The organism is Thalassoroseus pseudoceratinae (assembly GCF_011634775.1).
In the GTDB taxonomy this organism is placed as follows: domain Bacteria; phylum Planctomycetota; class Planctomycetia; order Planctomycetales; family Planctomycetaceae; genus Thalassoroseus; species Thalassoroseus pseudoceratinae.
This window is the reverse complement of record NZ_JAALXT010000002.1, coordinates 525,984-544,747: the sequence shown is the minus strand read 5'-3', so window position 1 is coordinate 544,747 and position 18,764 is coordinate 525,984. Positions and strand designations below refer to the sequence as shown.

Here is an 18,764-nt window from a genome sequence, read left to right as displayed (position 1 = left end):
TTGCGCCCCGAAACATCTCCTTGTGGATCCGGCTCCTACTTTTGAGGAGTCAGGCTAACTCGCTTCGGTGACCATACCTCCTGCAGTTTGTGGGATCCGTTGTGTGCAGCGGTTTGACAAACTTCGGCATTTCTTCATTTTGCCGAACTGCTGTCGGTGGAAAAAACCTCCGTAGTTGTGGCAACGAATCAATTCACCGAATCCTATTCCACATCCTAGTTGCCCCCCCAATCGACCTTCGCCACGATCGGCCGCAACTCCCACTGATGCACGGGATCCCTGGGCCATTTCACCCGCGGCAGAAACATGTTTGCTTCCTGAATGTCGGGAGCCAGGCCAAAGAGATTCAGGTTCTGCGCGACCGATGCTCGGGAAACATGGCCCAATCCCACGGATCGAGGCCGCTCGGGCAGTCAACTGAACGTGATGACTGACGCGGAGGGAACTCCGATCGCCGTGATCATCTCCGCTGCGAACGAACACGACGTGCGGTTCATTCTGCCGTTCGTCTTGCTGCAATTCCCTCGTGTGGGTGGCTTGCGGGGTCGACCTCGCGAGTTGCCAACGGTTGTCCGAGCCGACTGCGGCTACACATCGGCGGACCTTCTCAGGCTGCTGAATTGGTACGGAATCACGGGGATCATCCCTCAGCGAGGTCAAGATGTTTAGAAGGGTCTGGGCCAGCGTCGTTGGCAGGTCGAGCGAGCAATCGCTTGGCTCAAACAGTTCCGTCGATCGGTATTCGCCGAGAACACAAAGCCAGAATATGGGAGTAGTTGGCTTTCAGCTGATCCTGTTTGGTTCTGTTGGGAGGAGTCGCAATCTACGATAGCTAAAGAGAAACACCCAGGCCCGACCCCTCGGGGTCGGGCCTGAGAGACGTAGCGAATTCCACAATCGATGTCAGCGGCGGCAATGTTTCGATTGCTTGGTACGGGGTCGTGGATGCGGCGGTTTGGAAGAGCCGATTCCCCACAGGGTCACTGCGGTGAGTAGCCAGATGATCGCCGCTCCAAGCAGTCCGATGAATCGGCTAGTTATCAGGCAGACGAAACCGAACCAAGCCAGGTAGTGGATCGTCGCTTGAGGATCGATAGCGCGCAAAACGGTCTCCCGATGGCGTCAGAATTGGAGTGAAAATTCACAAGCTCACCAGTTCGCTGGCGGCGAGGTTGAGTGACAAGTCACGGTCGATCGTCTGTCCTCGCAGGAAGCGGGTGTACTGTTGCAGCATCAGACCAGCACAGATGTTGGCTGTATAGATTGTGCTGCGTGCCGTACAGCGACCGATGTTGGCTTGTCGTGCCGAGAACAGCGTCGAGCTGTAATATGTCCGCTCGCTGTGGTCGGCGGCGGTTAACACCCTCACCGTTTCGGCTAGCATTCGGCCGTCACACCAGAACCGGCAACGACTTTTGAGCATCCGCCAGATGGCCGTGCGGGCAGTGATCGAATCCACGCAGCAAAACACCACGTCTGCAACCGGAGCCTGCGGGCGAAACCGGTGCGGTACAGTCAGGACTTCAATGTCCGGATCAAGCAATTGGATCGCTTTCTTCGTCGCTTCGACCTTGAGCTGCCCGAAATCGTTTTGAGTGTAGCCTTGAGAGGTGATGTTCGTCGGTTCGACGATATCGAAGTCAAAGATTTGAAGTCGATTCACCCCCATGGCTGCTAACTGCAAAGCCACTTGCCGGCCGACGGCACCAACACCAATCACGCTCACCCGATGACGCTGAAGTGCATCACGAGGCACCAAGTCGGTTTGTCGTCCAAAACGGTCAGAAGGGTTCGAACTCGTCATTAAAGAGATGGCTCCTTTCACAATCGAGAAATCGAGGATCGGTCGGTAAAACGAATTCCTCGTCCAAGGGAACGCCGGCGAGATCTTTGAGGTTCGACCACTCGTTTTGGCTCACGGGCTGGACACAACGGTCGTACTCATCATTCCAGGCAGCGTGATCGCTTTCCGGGAATGGGAACTCCCACGCGATGTCGATCGGGACTTCGAGTTCAGCCATCGGACCGCTGCCAAACCGCAAGCGGGCGTAGCTTTCACCGCCGCGAGCTAGAATCATCATCACCGACCAGGCAACGTGGTCGAAAACCCTCTCGAAGGTTTGCTCGTCCGTGCCGCTGGGCTCGGCACTTTGACCAGGGTGCGTGTGAAGCCAAACGCGGCTGAACTGCTCGAGTGTTCGGCCTTGATCAACCTGTTCGTCGTAAAAGTCGGCGACCGCGTCATCGTCGAATTCGACACTGGCAACGGTGGTCATCTGACGAACGAGCCGGATGTCTTCGATGCAGAACAGATCATCAGCGTTACTGATGGCAAAGCCGCCGACTTCGGTTTCACCCCGGTCCCGCAGATAAAGCAGTTTGCTCCAAGCATAGGGTGTGAACCGGAGCGTCGGCACGATCGGATGAGACCGGTTCCGCTTCGGTCTCGATTTCGTCTTGGCAGGCATGGCAAATTCCTTGATCGAGGCAGGCAGAACAGAATTGGTCGTCACATTCCGAGCAGCATTCCGTGCGATCGGGAGCGAGCGTTCGCTCGCAGTCCGAGCAACTGACCGCACACTCCCAGCACAGCGGCTCGCCGGTTAGCTGACAGGACGTGCGCTCGTCATCGCTGGTCGACATGCCGCAGGTCACGCAAGGGACTCCATGCCAATCGTCAAGCGAAACGTAGGCACTCCCGGAGTTGTAGGTCGTCAAGATCTGCTGAATGATCTGAAAAACATCGAATACACGACCGTCTTCGAGAGCCCGTCGTAGTGGTAGGCGGCCTTCACCCTCGCAAAGGTGACCATCCTGAATGTGCGGATGCGTGATCGCATCGTCGGACGCCGCCGGATGGGGTTCGAGTGCCGTCACTGTATAGCTCGTCGATGATTGCCCGGCTGCAAAACTGAGTGCGATTCTGAACGGACCGAGAAACACATCTTCGTGCACAACTGGACTGGTAGTCACGGCGAGTGTCGACGTCGATAGATTGACTTCCACTTGCTCGAACTCACATTGCAACGCGTTGATGTCAGCGATCAAATCGCGAAGTGAGCTAGTCGAAGGCGGCTGCAAGTCAACTTGGCTTCGCAGTTGTGCGAGTCGCTCTTGGAGATCAGTCAACGCGGATTGGAGCTGGCTACGAACAACCGCCGCAGCTGAGATCCAACCGCGGCGGTAGGCTTTCGTTTCAAGGCGGAGTAACCTCTCGATGCGCTCGATGACTGCGACTGGCCAAACCCTCGGAGCTGGTGCCCTGGCTGAATTCAGACAAGAGTGAAGTCGTTCGGCGAGTCGTGGGGTGAGTTTTTGATGGAGATTGACTAACGTTTTCAAAGTTCGACTCCTCGTTTAGTGTATCGTTCTTAACTACTGATTCCGCCGCCAAGCCGAGAGACTCAGCGGCGAAATCGATCAGGGAACTAGCAACGAATTGTTGCCCCCTCGATTTTCGTCGGAGTAATCGAAACACGGTCACCGTCTTGCAGCACATAGTCTGCTGCGACCGGTCCGCGATTAAGCCGGATTAAATAATCCTCAGGTCGACCGTGCGGCACGGTTTTCTCAAACAAAGCTTGAATCGTGGTTCCTTCGGAGAGTTCTTGAGTATCCGCGAAGCCCGCGCCGTCGTTGTTGATCAGAAAAATTTTCATGAGTGGCGTTCCTAATAATTTGTTACGGAAGAGAACAAGTTGCGACGGAAATCTCGACGTTGTCAGACACCGAAAGCGGGACGTTTCCGAATGGGGAACCATTGCAGCGAATGTTCGGCATCGACTGTGTCCCAATCGATCAGCGGTTCCTCGTTTTGACAGTCAAGGTCGTCGAGTGGCACAAACCCGCGGTGCGAGATTTCGCGGACACTCTCGCCGGTGGATCGGGCGACGGATCGGTTTAAATCGTTTTGGGTCATCGTGGCTCTTTCTGTCAGCAACACGTGAGAGAAAAAGCGATCGCCCCAACTGCGAGGCGATCGCGTGGAAAGACGCAACCGCCCCGTTTGGGGCAATGTGTGAAAATGATGGTTGGACTATCGAGCTGCGGTCGCGTGATTTGTCCGGCCCAACTTCTTCTTGGAATTTGTACCGTTTGCAGACCGCGGCGGGGTTTGACCGTTCAATGGCTGTGCTTCCGAGCTCGACTGTTTTCTAGCACTCGGAGCAAAGCTACCGATCGCCGAACTCATTCGGCCCAGTTTCAGTTCGATTGAGAACTTGGCTGTCTGGCAACGCAATTCCTCGGCGATCTCAGGGAAGCCCTGTTCGTCGTATTCGAGGGCTCGCCGCATCAACCTGGCTTTGCGTTCGGCGTGCCGGGCCAGGAACTCCGCTTTGCGATCGAGTGCGGAATCAACCACAAACAACGTCTTCAGTCGGTGTGCGATCGTTTTCAAGATACGGAACATCAGCGGTGATCCTTTCGGAATTAGTGTTTGCCAAGCGATTGGAAAGTGTGTCAGTCTGATGTCAGCCAATGCTGTTCGAGCCATTCACGTTCGGCATCGAGGGCTTGACTACGGGCCGTGAATGGTCCTAGGGTTGGACCATTCACGGGCGAGAGATCGGCGGTCCACTGGCCATCGGACGTGGGTTCGACATGGCTGCCACGAGTGATCGTCAATTGACCAAGACAGCGGAGATCGAGTTCCTCGGAATAGAGACACCGCAGCGAGCCATCGTTCTGGACAATAATTTGCATCGCGGTTCCTCTATTTAGGACGACGTTGGATGTTGCGACGGGGCCGGTCGACCAACATTCCATCGAGCGAAGACTGGACACCGGCGAGTTGGGATGCGATCTGTCGCCGCAGGGATTCGTTGTCTCGAATCTGTTGCGGTTCGACACCGCCGAGGATTTGCTGGGCGCGATCAACAAGCTCATCGAGTTGATCGTTGGAGCGGATATTGAGCGTGCGAAACCGTTCGAAGAACTCGGTCATGTTCGTGACGGCCGAGTCGCGAAAGACTTTGGGTCTGCCATCGGTCTGACCGCTGAGCCGTTCAGTGAGGTGCTCGACGAGTTTGGTCAACTCATCCGTGAAGGCCTGTTCGGCTAACTGAACCGCTTCGTCGAAACGTGACTGCACCCGGCGACATTCTTGCTCGTAGAGGTCCGGACTGAGTTGCCTTAAATAGTCGGGCGGTTCAATACTCGGATAATCGTGCTCGATCGTGAACAGTCCGATCAGTGAAGTCGGATAGTCACTGGGATCGAACAACTCACCGAGTCGCTCGCGGGCCAGCGACCGCAGCTCGTCATAGTGCTGATCCAACTCTGTGACAGCGTCATCAAGTTCGGCGCGGAACTCGGCCATTCGCTGATCGAACTCCGTGATGGCCGTCTGCCGAATCAGTCGCACACCCGGTTCGGGAAATGGCAGGGACACGCCTTTCCAATAGGCGACCGTTTGGCTGCGGATTGCGGTCACCACTTTGTAGGCGGGATGGGATGTATCCAATAACTTCTTGCCGGCAGACAAAAACTTGCCTTCGGCTCCGAAGGAGTCGGCGGCTTGGTTCTTCTGCGTGGCAGTCAACGATTTGCGAACGCCCATCCAGGAAAAGCTCAATCGGGCGGCCGCCATCTGCGTTCGCAGTCGCTCCGCGGGTGCTGATTGCGAGGGGGGCATCAGGTTCGATCACTGTAGTAGTCATTGGAAAAACTCCTAGCATGAGAAACAAAAACAGCCGCGACCTTCCTGATGGAAGCCAGCGGCAAGTCAGTAACGCGGAACTGAAAGAAAGTGAGATTACCGGTTGCGATTGGAGGCCCAACCGTCCCCTTGCCATACGGCTTGGATTTGAAAGACGCGTGCGTTCTCGGCTTCCACTCGGATGGTCAACGGGATGCGATTTTGCTCGTGGAAGTTGGCCAGTTGCAGGACGAAGGTGAGCGAGTGCTCGTCGTTGGGTTGCCACTCTTCGAAGGCATGGGATTGGATGTGATCGGACTTGACAACCAGGAGTCGATTTGGCGTACTCACCGTCACCCGACCGTTACGGAGAACACCGGGAAAGCAGTGATAAAGCGTGAGATGTAGCACCGGCTGCTCGGAATCTAAGTCTTGCAGTCCGCCATAAACTTCCGTGACTGCCAGCGGTTTTTGACCCTGCTGCCAAGACTGGTACAGCCAGTTGGTGACGATGATCACGGTGATCACCATCGCTAGCACGTGCCAACCGTTGTGATACCAATAGGTCTTCGGAGCTTCGGACATAAAGCCTCTTTCGAAATAGGTGATGAATGAATGATGATCGGCTTGGGTCTGCAGCCGAGCGGAGAGCGCGACACCGGAATCGCGGACTGCGATCCGTTGGAAGAGCTAGTGCCACGACGGGAGTTCCGCGGTTGCCGGTGTCAATTGCTCGACGGATCGGTGGTCACCCGTCGGCGTCGTTTGCTTGTGGACGTTTGCTGGCGGTAGATGCCAGCGGTCTCGGCATTCAGACAGCGACCGCTCGCCCACTGCCGGAGTTTGCCCACCGACTCAGCCGCCGTGACTGCGATCGGCACGATGTTCTTAGCCGCTTCGACGAGCGGCACATCCAACAGCGTCGCCAAGCGGCAACAGCTACGAATCTCCGCCCCAGTCCAATCATGATCGTCGGGTTTAGGTTGATCGCGGTTGATGTCGAACTGCTCCAGGTAAATCTCCCAGATCGCTTGGCGTTGCGACTGGCTCGGTAGGTCGATGTAGAATACGCCGTCAAACCGTTCGGCCCTCGTCAGTTCCGGTGGTAGTTTGCTGATGTCGTTACACGTACCGACAAAGAACACATCGCACGTGCGGTCGTTGAGCCATGACAGCAGTCGGCCAAACAATCGAGCGGTCACACCCGAATCGGTTTGTCCGCTGGAGGCCACTCCCGAGAGTCCTTTCTCAAGTTCGTCGCAAAACAAAATGCAGGGCGACATCGCTTCGACAATCTGCAGGGCCTGTCGCAAATTCGACTCGGACTGCCCGACTAAACTTCCGAGTAAACTACCAATCTCCAGCGTGAGTGTTGGTCGTCCGGTCTCCTGGCCCAGACTCTTCGCAAACGCTGATTTCCCACAGCCGGGAGGTGAGAGCAAGAGGACACCGCGTGGTCGACAATTGGGATGGCTAGCAGTTTGTCTCCGCATGGCTCGCAAACAAAACGCCTTGAGATTCTCCAGACCGCCAAGTCCCTCGAAGGATTCCTGGCCGCGATGCAGATCGAGCAAACCGCTCTGCTGAAGCGTCTGTGATTTCAGCTCCCACAACACATCAGCCCGCACTGCGTTGTGCCGGACGAGTGACAAACTAAACGCGTTTTCCGCTTCCAACCGCGTGAGCCCAGCAGCGGCATCAAGTACTGTCTCCAGTTGGACTCCTTCGGGCAGTTCGGAGTCTTCGGTCGCAATGCCGCGAGCGATCTCGGCTAACTGTTCACGAGTTGGTAGTTCGTGTTGAACCACCACAAACAGTTTATCCAGTTCGATTGGCAACTGGACGACTGGTGAGAGCACGACCAAAATCGTGCGATTCTGTTTGCCGGCGACCACCTGCCGGGCGACCGCTTGAACTATCTCGGCAGATTGCAAAAACCGATGGAAGTTCTGCAGCACTAGTAACGCAGTGCCGTTGGGAGTAACTAACGAATTCACAGCACGAATAGCCGCTAGCGGGTCACTCCCTTGAGTCTCAAGTTCCGCACCCGGTACATCGAGCCCTCGTTCAACGTCCCACGACGCAACTTGCCAGTTCTCCTCACGACACAGTTGGGCGATCTCGGTGATTGCATCTTGATGTTCATGGCTTTCAATCCAAATTCCCGTGAAGCACGCGCGGACGTACTCCCCGAGTCGTTCGGTTAACGACATAGACGGTTTCCTCGTTGAAATTGTTGGGTGTGAGATGGCGAAGGAGGATTATTCGCCCTGATGGATTTGATTTTCCGATGAAGCCTGCTGATGAAATTCGGCTTTGAGTGTCTCGTTGGTTGGCTTGCCGAGTGCCCGTTCCAGGAATCGACTCGCATCGCGGCATACAGGACCAACGAAGCCTTGGGTTTCCACGGTGGTCTGACCATTAGGCGAGACAGTAATTTCGATAATTCGACTCGTCATACTGCACCTCCGACCTCGACGGTCAATTTGATCGAACCATCTTCGAGTGGCTGCTCGGTTACCGAGTACCCGAGTTTGCGAGCCTCGAGCTTCGTGATCTCAGCAGCATAGCTTTGCAAAAACCGATCAAGCTGCTGCGGATCGCCCCACCGGCCACCAAAGTGATCGAAGGCCAACTGACCACTGGCAACATCGGCCACGACCGGATAACGCCACTCCGGCAGCCGTACCTGCCACCCGGTCTGCCGACCGCTAAATAACTGAGCCTCGCCGTACACCGGAAGAGGCAACCCCAACCGCTGGCACGCCAATCCCAACGCTTTGACATTCCGAATTTCCGTCTGAATCACCACGACGTGTGACATGACTCCTCCTCCAAAAAACCTGGGGAATTGGCCCATCGACGCTCGACGAACCACCACAAGAAACGCCCCGACCGTACCGGTGGAACTGAGCCGAATGGGGCTGAAACTGCAAAAACATGAAGCCCAAAAGCTAACTGCAGATCATCACCTTACATGACGCATTTTCGGGCTGAATTTAGAAGACTTGGCGATATAGACATTCAGCCTGAAGAAGACTTCTTTGATTCAACACAGATGCATCGGTGCGAAAAGCGAACCGTGTTGTCATTTCGCTTATGATTCCGCGTCGCCGTCACTCGGAAGGTCCCAAAATCCATCGATGGCGTGAGCTGAATGATCAAACTCGGTTTGCCATGCGGCGTGATCTGTCCCTCCGGAAGACAACTCAAAGTCGACTCGCGTTTGCAACGCAACGGAAATTCGGAACCAGAGAGCAGTAGCTCAGTCGACACCACACCGTGCCATTTCTCGCGATCAAGAAAAGTACCGCCTAGTCATGCGATCCCATCATTCGGTTGAAGAGTTCCTCATCCATCTGACTAAATATTGAAGAGTTGCCGGGATGCGTATGCAGCTACATTCGCGGTACTGGGCCGAGTTAGTACCTAATGCATATCTGCTGGAATAGGTATTCGGCTATTTGTTTTCATCGACTCGTGTTTCGATCGCGGTGCACTGTTGTTGAACCAAGACAATTCCTCGGACCAGCATCGGATCCTCGATGGAAGAAACCCCGAAACCACTGGTTTTCATTTTTCCCCGGTCACGGAGATAAAGAAGCTTCGCCCACGCATCCGTTTTGAAGTGCAACTCAGGTTTTAATTCATGTTGAAAAGTCTTTGCTCGATTTAATTTTCTCCCTTGCTCTAAATTCGCTGCTCATGACAGAGCTATTCTTCATCACTCCGAATGAAACGAACTGGAAGTCGTCGACGGTGCTTCTTCTGAATCTCGCTGTGCAAAGCTTCTTGATGTCTTGTGACGGAGACGACTGACAACAGATCGTGCAAGCATCCGAATTAACTCTAGTACGGCCTCTCGAATATAGGATTCGCTTCGGTCTTCAGTCATGGGATCTTTCTCATAGTTTGTCTGAACATATCCTACCGCGCAACAAAAAGCCCCGCGTCTAACAACGACACGGGGCGCAATTGGACTCAAAACGTTGTGATGTTAGATCTCTCCGGCAGTTGCGAGAGGTGCAAAGGAATAGCGTGGGTGTCGATGCCGACAGAGCTTTTTGCAGTCGGCCGGCGGTTCGCAAACAGGAAGGTAGGGGTCTTCGAGCCCGAGCTCATCCATCTTTTTCTGTAGTTCAGCCGCCCGTTGAGCTGCGGTCCCGGTGATCTTCAAGTCCAAGCCGATTTCCCGGAACAATTGCCGCCGTCCATTACGGTCAGGTATTCGTTTCTGAACAACCTCCGGGCGATACTTTTCCCGTTGCGGCAAATCGAATAGGTCGACTGTCAGCAAACGTTCCAACGGTCGATCCAAAGTATTGCGTGTCCGTTCATCTGGGATCAGTTGTGACAATCGAAGCCGAAACGACGCCCGGAGCACAACTCGTCCACCGTCGCAGAGGCGATAGGGAAACACCACGATGCGGGGAATCAAGCGTCTCATTATCTTTTGTAGCTCATAACTGTTCTCGGCTACGTCAGCTACGAGTGCGCCCATCATTACCTTGAGTTGGTCAACAGGTGGGACTTCGATTGTCGAGGACGGCCTGCTTTGTAACCGGGAGAGTTCATCACGGAAGCGGTTGGATTCCGACTCCAGCCGCGATAGCTCTTCGCAAAGCCGATGACTCGACGATTCCGTGGTTCGAATAAATTCGATCACTCGATCAAGTTCGCGTTGGATTCGCTTGAGGTTCTGCTCACAGTCGTGTTTCTCACGAGTTGTCGCTTCATCAATCCGCACGGCTTCTTCGTTGATCGTTCGACAAAAGACGTCGTCGAAATCTGGCAGTCTGTCGATCGCTTCGAAGACTGCATTCAGAATCTTATGGGTGGCGAGCGGACCGTCCACCGAGACGCCGTTCCAACAGCGATAGTCGCGAGCCCCATCGCACATCAAATGATCGGTCTGCCCATGGCCGCCAAACACGTATTGATATCCGCAGATCCCGCAGGCAATCATTTGGCCGGGAAACCGGGTTCGCTTCCTGGGAACATCCCGGCGTTTGTCGTTTCCGTTCTCATCATGACGTCGGTATTTTGCGTTTCGCTTCGCGAGCATGCGAATCACACGGTCGTACCGCTCGGCTTCGATGAAAGCCAAGTGGGGGCATTGTCGTTCCAACCGATGCTCTGGAGGAGCCTTCACAGCCTTGCGTCGGCCTGTTTTGTTGATGCGTTTGGACATCCGAGCATTTCGGACTCGAAGCCCTTTGAGAATGGGATTCCGAGTCACTCGACCAACCATTGAACATGTCCATCGATCCGTCTTTGAACCAGGTCCGACCGGGATCTGCTGTCCATTCAACCAATCAGCGATTTCCGAGAAACTGCTGCCGTCTTCGAGTTTCTGAAACCACTGTTCGTAGATCACCTCGGCTTCTGGATCCTTTTGGATATCTGCATCTCGACTGGAATGTGGTGGCTTGATGTAGCCGTAAATCGGGATCTGAAACACGCCGCCCTGCTGGAAGCGATTGCGAAGACTGCGGACGATTCGACCGGAAGTATCACGATTCGAACGCTCGTGATGCCAGGTCGAAATGAACGCCGAATCTTGCCAGCCCTCGCGACCGGTGTCGATCCGATCATTGATCGTAATCAGTCGGACATTGTGATCTTCGCAGAGTTCACAAAAGTCGTACGCCCTTCGGCGACGGCACAATCGCGCCAAATCTTCGGCGATGACAAGTTCGACTTGACGCTGTTCAATCAATTCTTCGAGCTCGTACAACTCCTGTCGTTCCAACGACTCACCGCTCCCTTGGCTGCGAAGCACCGTCCATTCGACCTTGCCATCAAAGTTCTGTTCGACAACGGTTCTCAACAACGCTTCTTGATCGTCAAGACTGCGTTCATCTTGATTCTCGGTGCTGATCCGACAGACAGCCGCCACATGGAGTATTCGGCCGTCGTCACTGCCACCCAATACTGGAATAATTGTATAGTGCATCTTGCACCTCCTTGACCAAGGAGGCACGGAGTTGGAATGACACACTGTGTCATTCCATTTGATCAATCCTGAGAAACCATGATCAAAGCTGAACGAAGAACATGGAACCTAAATGATGAACCGACAAGCATTTACGCTCACAAAGCGTGATTTGCCAGCAGCTTACGGCAACCGTAAATTAGAATCCCGCTCTCTCCGCTTTAGTTGTTGAATTCTAGGGCTTTACGAAAAACGCTTCACGGGAAACCGTGGAGCGTTTTTTCGTGGCCGTTTTCTTGTTCCGTGGTTTGGTGGAACGATTTGAAGGGAAATTCGGCGGCAGGGGTGGAGTGGTGCGGTTCGGGTGTTGGCTTCTTCACTGTTGGGGGGCGATTTGAACACTTGTGATGGTTCAATGCGTTTGCGATGTCGTTGGGAGATGCGAGTCGTCGAAATCTGCAATCCCTGAAAACTCCGCGAGTTGCGCGGTCCCTGTAAATCTGCGGTGAGAATTCTTGGGCTCGTTGTGAACGCCACTCAAGGGAGTATGGCCGATTGATGTGGAATACGTCGACCTCCGACGACGGGGAATTCCGCATGGATATGTTTTTGCATTCAAACGGTTGTCAACTCGTCGATTGATGCTCTGTTATTGTGCAAACCGTCTCTCCGTTTGCTCTTCGGATGAGCATAGCGACCGAATTCCAGGTTTCACTTCCAATGAAATCCGTTTTCGATCAACCGACTCTGCTGGTTATGACGATTCTGACGATGCATCGACAACTTGAGAAATAAGGCTGACGATCACCGCATGTCGCACAACTCTCGGATTCCGACCATCTCTATTGCGCTGGTGTTCTTGCAGTTAGCAGGTTGCGCTTTTGATCGTGGCTATCTGGGAACCGACGAGAGGACAGAGGGGTGGAAAGAAAGTTTAACTTTCGAACCGTCTCCCGTGAGAAAGTCTCAAGTTTTACCTGCCGGGGCAGCCGGGGATGATATGCCGCGATGGGGAGATCTGTCACAACAGTCAGATGTCCGTCAGGCTTCCTTTCGTAAGCCGCCTGGGTTGCCGGACTTCATCGCTCCGCCGCCTGAGGAAGTCCGTGACACGGAATTGACGGACTCGCTGTTATCCTATCCTCCCTATTCTCAGGACAATGATGATGAGTACTCGGTCGTCGCATCGGAGCAAGTTGTCGTACCGGTCCCGCCACCGCCTCCGGGTTTGATCAAGCGACTCATGAACCGTTTGGGATGTGGAGACGATGAGGTCACGGAACCGCTGCTCATCGAAGCACCGTACTTCTCTTCCACTGGCGAGGTGGCCACGCCCGACCGCTGGTGGACGTCGTTTGGCAATGAGGATTTGGATCGGCAAATCGACTATTCTCTCAACGAAAACCTTACACTTGTTTCCGCATTCCAACGCTTGCGGCAGGCGGAAGCGGTGACTCGGCGTGAAGCTTCGGACCTGTTCCCCGATCTCAACGGTGTCAGCACTGCCGAACAGGGATTTAGCAGTTTCGATACCGATGACGGACTATTCACCCTAGGTTTGGATGCTTCCTATCAAGTCGATCTTTGGGGCCAAATCGAGTCCCGTGTGGACGCCGAACGGTTGCGAGCCTCGGCGACGGCGGAAGATTATCAGGCCATCGCGTTGACGTTGTCAGCCGAGATCGCGCGGGCTTGGTTCTCACTGATCGAAGCGTACGCCCAACTAGAGTTGTTAGAGGAACAACTTGAAACCAACGCCCTTGGTCTCAAGTTGCAGGAGACTCGGTTCCGCGGCGGTGATGATCGTGTTGGCAGTGCCGATGTCTTGCGGCAGCAGCAGTTGGTGGAGTCAACACGCGAGCAGATGGTGATTGCCCGTTCGCGTGTCGATGTGCTGGAACACCAATTGGCCGTTTTACAGGGGCGACCACCTCAGGATGCAACCTACGATGTAGGAAGTACCTTGCCCAACCTTCAACCGCTGCCATTGACAGGGTTGCCATCGGAACTCATTCATCGGCGGCCTGATGTCCGTCGCGACTATCTGGCGATGTTAGCCGCCGATCGTGACTTAGCGTCAGCGATCACTGATCGATACCCACGGCTGGATTTGGGCGGTTCCCTAACGACCCTCGCGACTCGTTCGACGAATTTGTTTCAGGATTGGATCTTCATCATTGGCGGTCAGCTCTTTGCTCCGATTTTTGACGGGGGTCAGCGTCGAGCGGAGATTGACCGCACGGATGCCGTCGTGAGAGAACTCGTGGCCGAGTATGGCCAAACTGTGTTAGTCGCATTCCAAGAGGTCGAAAACGCCTTGGCTCTGGAATACTATCAGACCCAGCGGATTGAGAGTTTGGAAAAACAATACGACTTGGCAAAGCAGGCCTCGAAAGAGTTGCGAGATCGATACTTTGGCTTCGGCGAGGAAATTGGCGAGACCGAATACCTCGACGTTTTGACGGCCACAACAACAGAACAACGGTTGCAGCGGGACCTAGTGTCTGCCAAACTAGATTTAATCCTGACCCGAATTTCACTCTACTTGGCGTTAGCTGGCGGTTTCGACCCCAATCCTCAACTTCGCTTCAGTGAGTGCCCTCCGCAGACCGTCCTCGATGAACAACCAGCCGAAACAGCGAACAACGCGTCCTTGGATACGGATCCTGATCTCGATCATCGGTTGCCTCGGAATTCTCGGCGGGGCGGCAGCGGCGATCGTGGTGATCAATCGGACCCAACCGACCGCACAACAGATCGAAGCGACGCGGAAGTCAGCGGCGCTCGTTGAAACGATCAAAGTTCAGCGGGGCACTTACACGCCCCAGTTGGTTGCGTTGGGCTCCGTTGAGCCGGCTCAAGAAATTGTTTTGAGTCCACGGGTACGCGGGCAGGTGCTCGAACTCTCGCCGAATTTTGCACCGGGCGGAATGGTGCGAAAAGGCGACCTGTTGCTACGGATTGATCCGGCCGACTTTACCAGCGTGCTTTCCGAACGCCAAAGCGAACTTCAGCAAGCCGAAGCATCCCTGGAAATCGAACAGGGTCGACAGACGCTCGCCAAAAAAGAGCTGGACCTACTCGGCGATACGATTCAGGAAACAAATCGCTCGTTGGTGTTGCGGGAGCCACAGATCAAATCGATCCGCGCAGAGGTCGACGCCGCTCGGGCATTGGTTGCACGGGCAGAGTTGGACATCGCCCGGACATCGATCACGGCTCCGTTTGATGCCCAGATTCTCAGCCGTTCGGTCAACGTCGGTTCGCAAGTCGCACCGGGAGATGATCTCGCTCGACTCGTGGGGATCGAAGAGTATTGGGTCATCGCAACAGTGCCGATTCGTAGCTTACGTTGGGTGCAGTTTGCCGAGGCTGATGGACAAGGTTCCGCAGTGACTTTGCAAAGTCCCAACACATGGTTTCCAGGTGCAAGGCGTTACGCGACAGTCTCTCGGATGATCGGTTCCCTAGATCAAGAGACGCGTTTGGCGCGAGTGTTGATGACAGTCGAAGACCCGCTCGCCCGAAATACCGATGGCCCGCCGTTGATCCTCGACACTCTTTTGGAAGCTCATATTGAGGGTCGTCCGATCGAAAACGTGGTGCGTCTTAGTCGCGACTATGTCCACGAACGCGACACCGTCTGGGTGATGAAAGACGGAAAACTGGAAATCCGCGAGGCTGACATCGTCTTTCGTGACGCAAACGATGCCTACATTCGCGACGGTTTGGAAAGCGGCGAAGAAGTCGTGATCACCACGCTTGCTACCGTCGCAAACGGTATTGGCTTGCGAAAGGTCAACGAATCCGTCCCCCAGAGTGACGACGCGAGCACGGAGGCGGCGGATTGAACCACCACGGACTTGACGACAACCGATACGGCAACGGCCCCATCGCGTGGATGGCCCGGAACTCCATTGCAGCCAATCTGCTGATGGTGATTCTATTTGGTGGCGGCGTCTGGTCGGCTTATGTCATTCAGAAGGAAGTCTTTCCGCAGTTTCAACTCGACATCGTCGAAATCGACGTTGGTTACCCGGGTGCCGCCCCGACGGAAGTCGAACAGGGCATCCTGCGTCCCATTGAAGAATCGGTGCGTGGCATTGAGGGGATTCGCGAAATCACCAGCGAAGCACGAGAGGGCCGCGGCTCGATGCTGATTGAGCTCGTCGCTGGTCGCGATCGAATGCTTGCGTTTCAGGACATCGATCAGGCGGTGAGCCGGATTCAGACGTTTCCTGATGACATCGAGCAGCCCATTGTTAGCCTGCAGTCCGAGCAGCAGGAAGTCATGCAGATTAATCTGTACGGTCCGGCCGACGCTTGGACGCTGCGTCAGTTGGCCGAGCAACTCCGCGATCAGTTGCTGGCCCATGAAAATATCACGCAGGTCGATCTTGATGACCCGCCAGAATATGTCACGCACGTCGAGATCCCTCGCGAACGGCTACGTGAGTACGGGCTGACATTGCCGGACATTGCTCAGACAATTCGGGCTTCTAGTCAAGATGTCGCAGCCGGTGCGGTGCAGACCACCGCCGGCGAGGTGTTGCTCCGTGTGAAAGGCCGGCGACAGCGAGCGGATGAATTCGCCGAGTTGGAATTAGTGTCGGGCTCCGATGGTTCGGCTGTGTTGTTAGGCGACATCGCCACGATCCGTGATGGATTCGAGGAAGGCGGTTTTCATCCGCAATTTGATCAGACACCTGCGGTCGAACTCAATATCTTTCGCGTTGGTTCGCAATCACCGATCGATGTGGCTGAAGCCGTCGAACAGACTCTCAAAGAATTCGAAACCGGCCTGCCTCCCGGTGTCACATGGAGAATCGACAGCAACAACGCTGACGAGTTCAATCGCCGACTCAACCTGGTGAAAGAAAACGCACTGCTCGCAGTGATCATCGTACTGCTGATTTTATCGCTGTTTCTCGAGGTACGTCTGGCGTTCTGGGTGATGGTCGGCATGGCCGTTTCCTTCATTGGCGGATTGCTATTTCTCCCCCTAACCGGGGTCAGCGTTAACATGATTTCCCTGTTCGGCTTCCTAGTCGTTCTGGGTATTGTTGTCGACGATGCCGTTGTCGTCGGTGAAAACGTCTACGAGAAACGGCAGGAAGAAGGGGATTACCTCACCGCCGCCATCGAAGGCACACGCGAAGTCTCCGGCCCGGTCGTCTTCAGTATTCTGACCAACATCGTTGCCTTCGTGCCGTTGTTGTTCATCCCCGGCGAGACCGGAAAATTCTGGGGACCGTTGCCAGTGGTGGTGATCGTGGTGTTATCGCTATCACTTCTGGAATCGCTGTTCATTCTCCCGGCCCACTTGGCTCACGCACGAGACGCCGGTCGAAAGCCAAACAGCCTCGGCAGCCGATTGCATCGTGGTCAGCAAGCATTCAGTCGAGGGTTCAGCCGGCTCATTGAAGTCGTCTACCAGCCGATTCTGCGATTCTGCCTGCATTGGCGATACATCACGACTGGAGTGGCTCTCGCCCTGTTTCTGATCGTCGGAGGGTACGCAACGAGCACACACATGGGCATGATCCTAATGCCCGAAGTGTCCGCCGACGAAATTGAAGCGGGCGTCCGTATGCCGGTCGGAACCACACCCGCACAAGCAGCCGAGATCGCCGCCGTGGTGACCGAGGCTACCTTGCGGATGTTCGACGAGCACAACCTGCACGAAGTGGCCCAGGGCGTGAAGACGAACGTGCGACGCGGGAATTTCATCGACGTCGAAATTGTGATGAAGCCGCCCGATGAACGCGACATCACCGCGAACGAGGTGATCGAACTTTGGCGAGACCAGATCGGTGACCTGCCCGGCGTGTATCAGGTGACTTTCGAAGCCGAGAGCGGGCCCGGTGGTCACCGCCCTGATATCAGCATTGATCTCAGCCACAGCGACATTGCCGTGCTGGAGAAGGCCTCGCAGGATCTCCTGAAACGTGCTGAAAGTTTTACTTACACTCGCGACGTCAGTGATAACTACAACAAGGGGAAATCGCAGTACGATTTCCATTTGCGTCCGGAGGGACGAGCGTTAGGACTCACCGACGACGAACTCGGCGACCAGTTACGCGGTGCGTTCTTTGGTTCACTCGCTCTGCGTCTCTTACGCGGAACAAACGAAATCGAAGTCCGCGTCAAACTCCCCGAGGAACAACGACAGGATATCCATCACCTGGAAGACCTCGTGATTCGCACGCCGAATGGTCTAGAGGTCCCGCTGCTCGAAGTCGCTGATGTCGAAATTGATGAAGCCTTCACATCGATTAACCGGCGGAACGGTCGACGAGTGATCAATGTGTCGATGGATGTCGAGCCGAAACGGGCGATTTCCCAAATGATCAGTGCTTTGAATCAGAAGGAACTTCCAGAGTTACGCGAGAGCTATCCCGGTCTCACCTGGACCTTCCAAGGTAGCGATGCCGAGATGCGAGAAGCCACCGAATCGCTATGGGGATACTTCGGGCTCGCTGTGGTGGTGATCTATGCGTTACTCGCGATCGCATTTCGTGACTATGTACAACCGCTGATCGTGCTCGTGGCCATTCCCTTCGGGATCGTCGGAGCTGTGATCGGCCACATTATACTTGAGTACGACATCTCGATTGTCAGTATCATGGGAGTCATCGCGTTGTCCGGGGTTGTTGTCAACGACTCGCTGATTATGGTCGACTATGCCAACCGCCGCCGCGACGAACTGTCGCCGATGGACGCAATTTCGCAAGCTGGTCTTCGCCGCTTTCGGCCAATCATGTTGACCACCGCGACAACGTTCGGCGGTCTGATCCCGCTGATTTTCGAAACGTCGTTTCAAGCACAATACATCATTCCAATGGCAATCTCCTTGGGCTGTGGAATCTTGTTCGCGACTGTCATTATCCTAGTGCTCGTTCCGTGTCTCTATCTCATCTTTGAAGACCTGCGGTTCAGACCCTCGCACAACCAGCCTTGACCCCACTCTCCGATCGCAACCCTGTTTACACAGGCGGTTATACGGTCGACAAAGTCGTCTAAGGATAAGCAGTCCTTGGTTTCCCACCTGGCGGCATTCCCTGTGCACGCCGCCCCCTAGTCATTGCGTTTCGATTAGACGATTCCCCGCCGGCTGGGACTATAGATAAGACAACACTTCCGCCCTACCAACTGGTTCCACGATGTAACCATCTCGAGTCTTCTGAAGAA

17 protein-coding genes are annotated in these 18,764 nt (G+C 54.9%); 4 read left to right on the top strand and 13 right to left on the bottom strand.

Going from position 1 to position 18,764, the window contains the following annotated elements; all coding sequences use genetic code 11:
• Positions 1-321 precede the first annotated feature (321 nt).
• Positions 322-669, top strand: a complete 348-nt coding sequence (locus G6R38_RS07745) for a transposase (RefSeq protein WP_166822403.1) — start codon at positions 322-324, stop codon at positions 667-669.
• A gap of 472 nt (positions 670-1,141) precedes the next feature.
• Here G6R38_RS07745 and G6R38_RS07740 read toward each other — a convergent pair whose 3' ends face one another.
• The 13 genes from G6R38_RS07740 to G6R38_RS07680 all read right to left on the bottom strand — a co-directional run bounded on the left by G6R38_RS07740 (position 1,142) and on the right by G6R38_RS07680 (position 11,594).
• Positions 1,142-1,804, bottom strand: coding sequence for a ThiF family adenylyltransferase (locus G6R38_RS07740; protein WP_166822400.1), 663 nt, complete (start codon positions 1,802-1,804; stop codon positions 1,142-1,144).
• Positions 1,782-2,417: a hypothetical protein gene (locus tag G6R38_RS07735; protein WP_166822397.1), complete on the bottom strand. Its 636-nt coding sequence runs from the start codon at positions 2,415-2,417 to the stop codon at positions 1,782-1,784. The genes G6R38_RS07740 and G6R38_RS07735 overlap by 23 nt, the downstream gene beginning before the upstream one ends.
• A complete protein-coding gene (locus tag G6R38_RS07730; RefSeq protein ID WP_166822394.1) occupies positions 2,353-3,342 on the bottom strand; it encodes a hypothetical protein in 990 nt (329 codons plus the stop codon). The genes G6R38_RS07735 and G6R38_RS07730 overlap by 65 nt, the downstream gene beginning before the upstream one ends.
• Before the next feature lie 86 nt (positions 3,343-3,428).
• The gene (locus G6R38_RS07725) at positions 3,429-3,659 is read right to left on the bottom strand and encodes a molybdopterin converting factor (RefSeq protein WP_166822390.1); all 231 of its coding nucleotides are present in this window, start codon (positions 3,657-3,659) and stop codon (positions 3,429-3,431) included.
• A 62-nt stretch (positions 3,660-3,721) separates the two neighbouring features.
• Positions 3,722-3,919 carry a hypothetical protein gene (locus G6R38_RS07720; RefSeq protein WP_166822387.1) on the bottom strand — a complete coding sequence of 66 codons (198 nt, stop codon included), beginning with the start codon at positions 3,917-3,919 and terminating at the stop codon, positions 3,722-3,724.
• Between the two features lie 117 nt (positions 3,920-4,036).
• Positions 4,037-4,411 (bottom strand): hypothetical protein, encoded by a 375-nt coding sequence (locus G6R38_RS07715; RefSeq protein WP_166822384.1) that lies wholly within the window; start codon positions 4,409-4,411, stop codon positions 4,037-4,039.
• Between the two features lie 50 nt (positions 4,412-4,461).
• Positions 4,462-4,704: a hypothetical protein gene (locus G6R38_RS07710; protein WP_166822381.1), complete on the bottom strand. Its 243-nt coding sequence runs from the start codon at positions 4,702-4,704 to the stop codon at positions 4,462-4,464.
• A gap of 10 nt (positions 4,705-4,714) precedes the next feature.
• The gene (locus G6R38_RS07705; RefSeq protein WP_166822378.1) at positions 4,715-5,635 is read right to left on the bottom strand and encodes a hypothetical protein; all 921 of its coding nucleotides are present in this window, start codon (positions 5,633-5,635) and stop codon (positions 4,715-4,717) included.
• Between the two features lie 120 nt (positions 5,636-5,755).
• The gene (locus G6R38_RS07700; RefSeq protein WP_166822375.1) at positions 5,756-6,223 is read right to left on the bottom strand and encodes a hypothetical protein; all 468 of its coding nucleotides are present in this window, start codon (positions 6,221-6,223) and stop codon (positions 5,756-5,758) included.
• A 140-nt stretch (positions 6,224-6,363) separates the two neighbouring features.
• Complete coding sequence (locus tag G6R38_RS07695) at positions 6,364-7,851, bottom strand: AAA family ATPase (RefSeq protein ID WP_166822372.1); 1,488 nt, start codon at positions 7,849-7,851, stop codon at positions 6,364-6,366.
• 48 nt (positions 7,852-7,899) lie between these two features.
• The gene (locus tag G6R38_RS07690; protein WP_166822369.1) at positions 7,900-8,097 is read right to left on the bottom strand and encodes a DUF2997 domain-containing protein; all 198 of its coding nucleotides are present in this window, start codon (positions 8,095-8,097) and stop codon (positions 7,900-7,902) included.
• On the bottom strand, positions 8,094-8,462 hold the full coding sequence (locus G6R38_RS07685) for a DUF1257 domain-containing protein (protein ID WP_166822366.1): 369 nt from the start codon (positions 8,460-8,462) through the stop codon (positions 8,094-8,096). The genes G6R38_RS07690 and G6R38_RS07685 overlap by 4 nt, the downstream gene beginning before the upstream one ends.
• A 1,173-nt stretch (positions 8,463-9,635) precedes the next feature.
• A complete protein-coding gene (locus G6R38_RS07680; protein WP_166822363.1) occupies positions 9,636-11,594 on the bottom strand; it encodes a recombinase family protein in 1,959 nt (652 codons plus the stop codon).
• Between the two features lie 934 nt (positions 11,595-12,528).
• On the opposite strand from G6R38_RS07680, the gene G6R38_RS27985 reads away from it, so the two are divergent.
• From G6R38_RS27985 to G6R38_RS07665, 3 genes are read left to right on the top strand one after another with little or no spacing between them, the layout of a single operon-like run.
• Positions 12,529-14,364 carry a TolC family protein gene (locus G6R38_RS27985; protein ID WP_240928113.1) on the top strand — a complete coding sequence of 612 codons (1,836 nt, stop codon included), beginning with the start codon at positions 12,529-12,531 and terminating at the stop codon, positions 14,362-14,364.
• Positions 14,297-15,424 carry an efflux RND transporter periplasmic adaptor subunit gene (locus G6R38_RS07670; protein WP_240928112.1) on the top strand — a complete coding sequence of 376 codons (1,128 nt, stop codon included), beginning with the start codon at positions 14,297-14,299 and terminating at the stop codon, positions 15,422-15,424. Before G6R38_RS27985 ends, G6R38_RS07670 begins: the two co-directional genes overlap by 68 nt.
• A gap of 50 nt (positions 15,425-15,474) precedes the next feature.
• The gene (locus G6R38_RS07665) at positions 15,475-18,534 is read left to right on the top strand and encodes an efflux RND transporter permease subunit (protein ID WP_166824097.1); all 3,060 of its coding nucleotides are present in this window, start codon (positions 15,475-15,477) and stop codon (positions 18,532-18,534) included.
• The last annotated feature ends 230 nt before the right edge of the window (positions 18,535-18,764 follow it).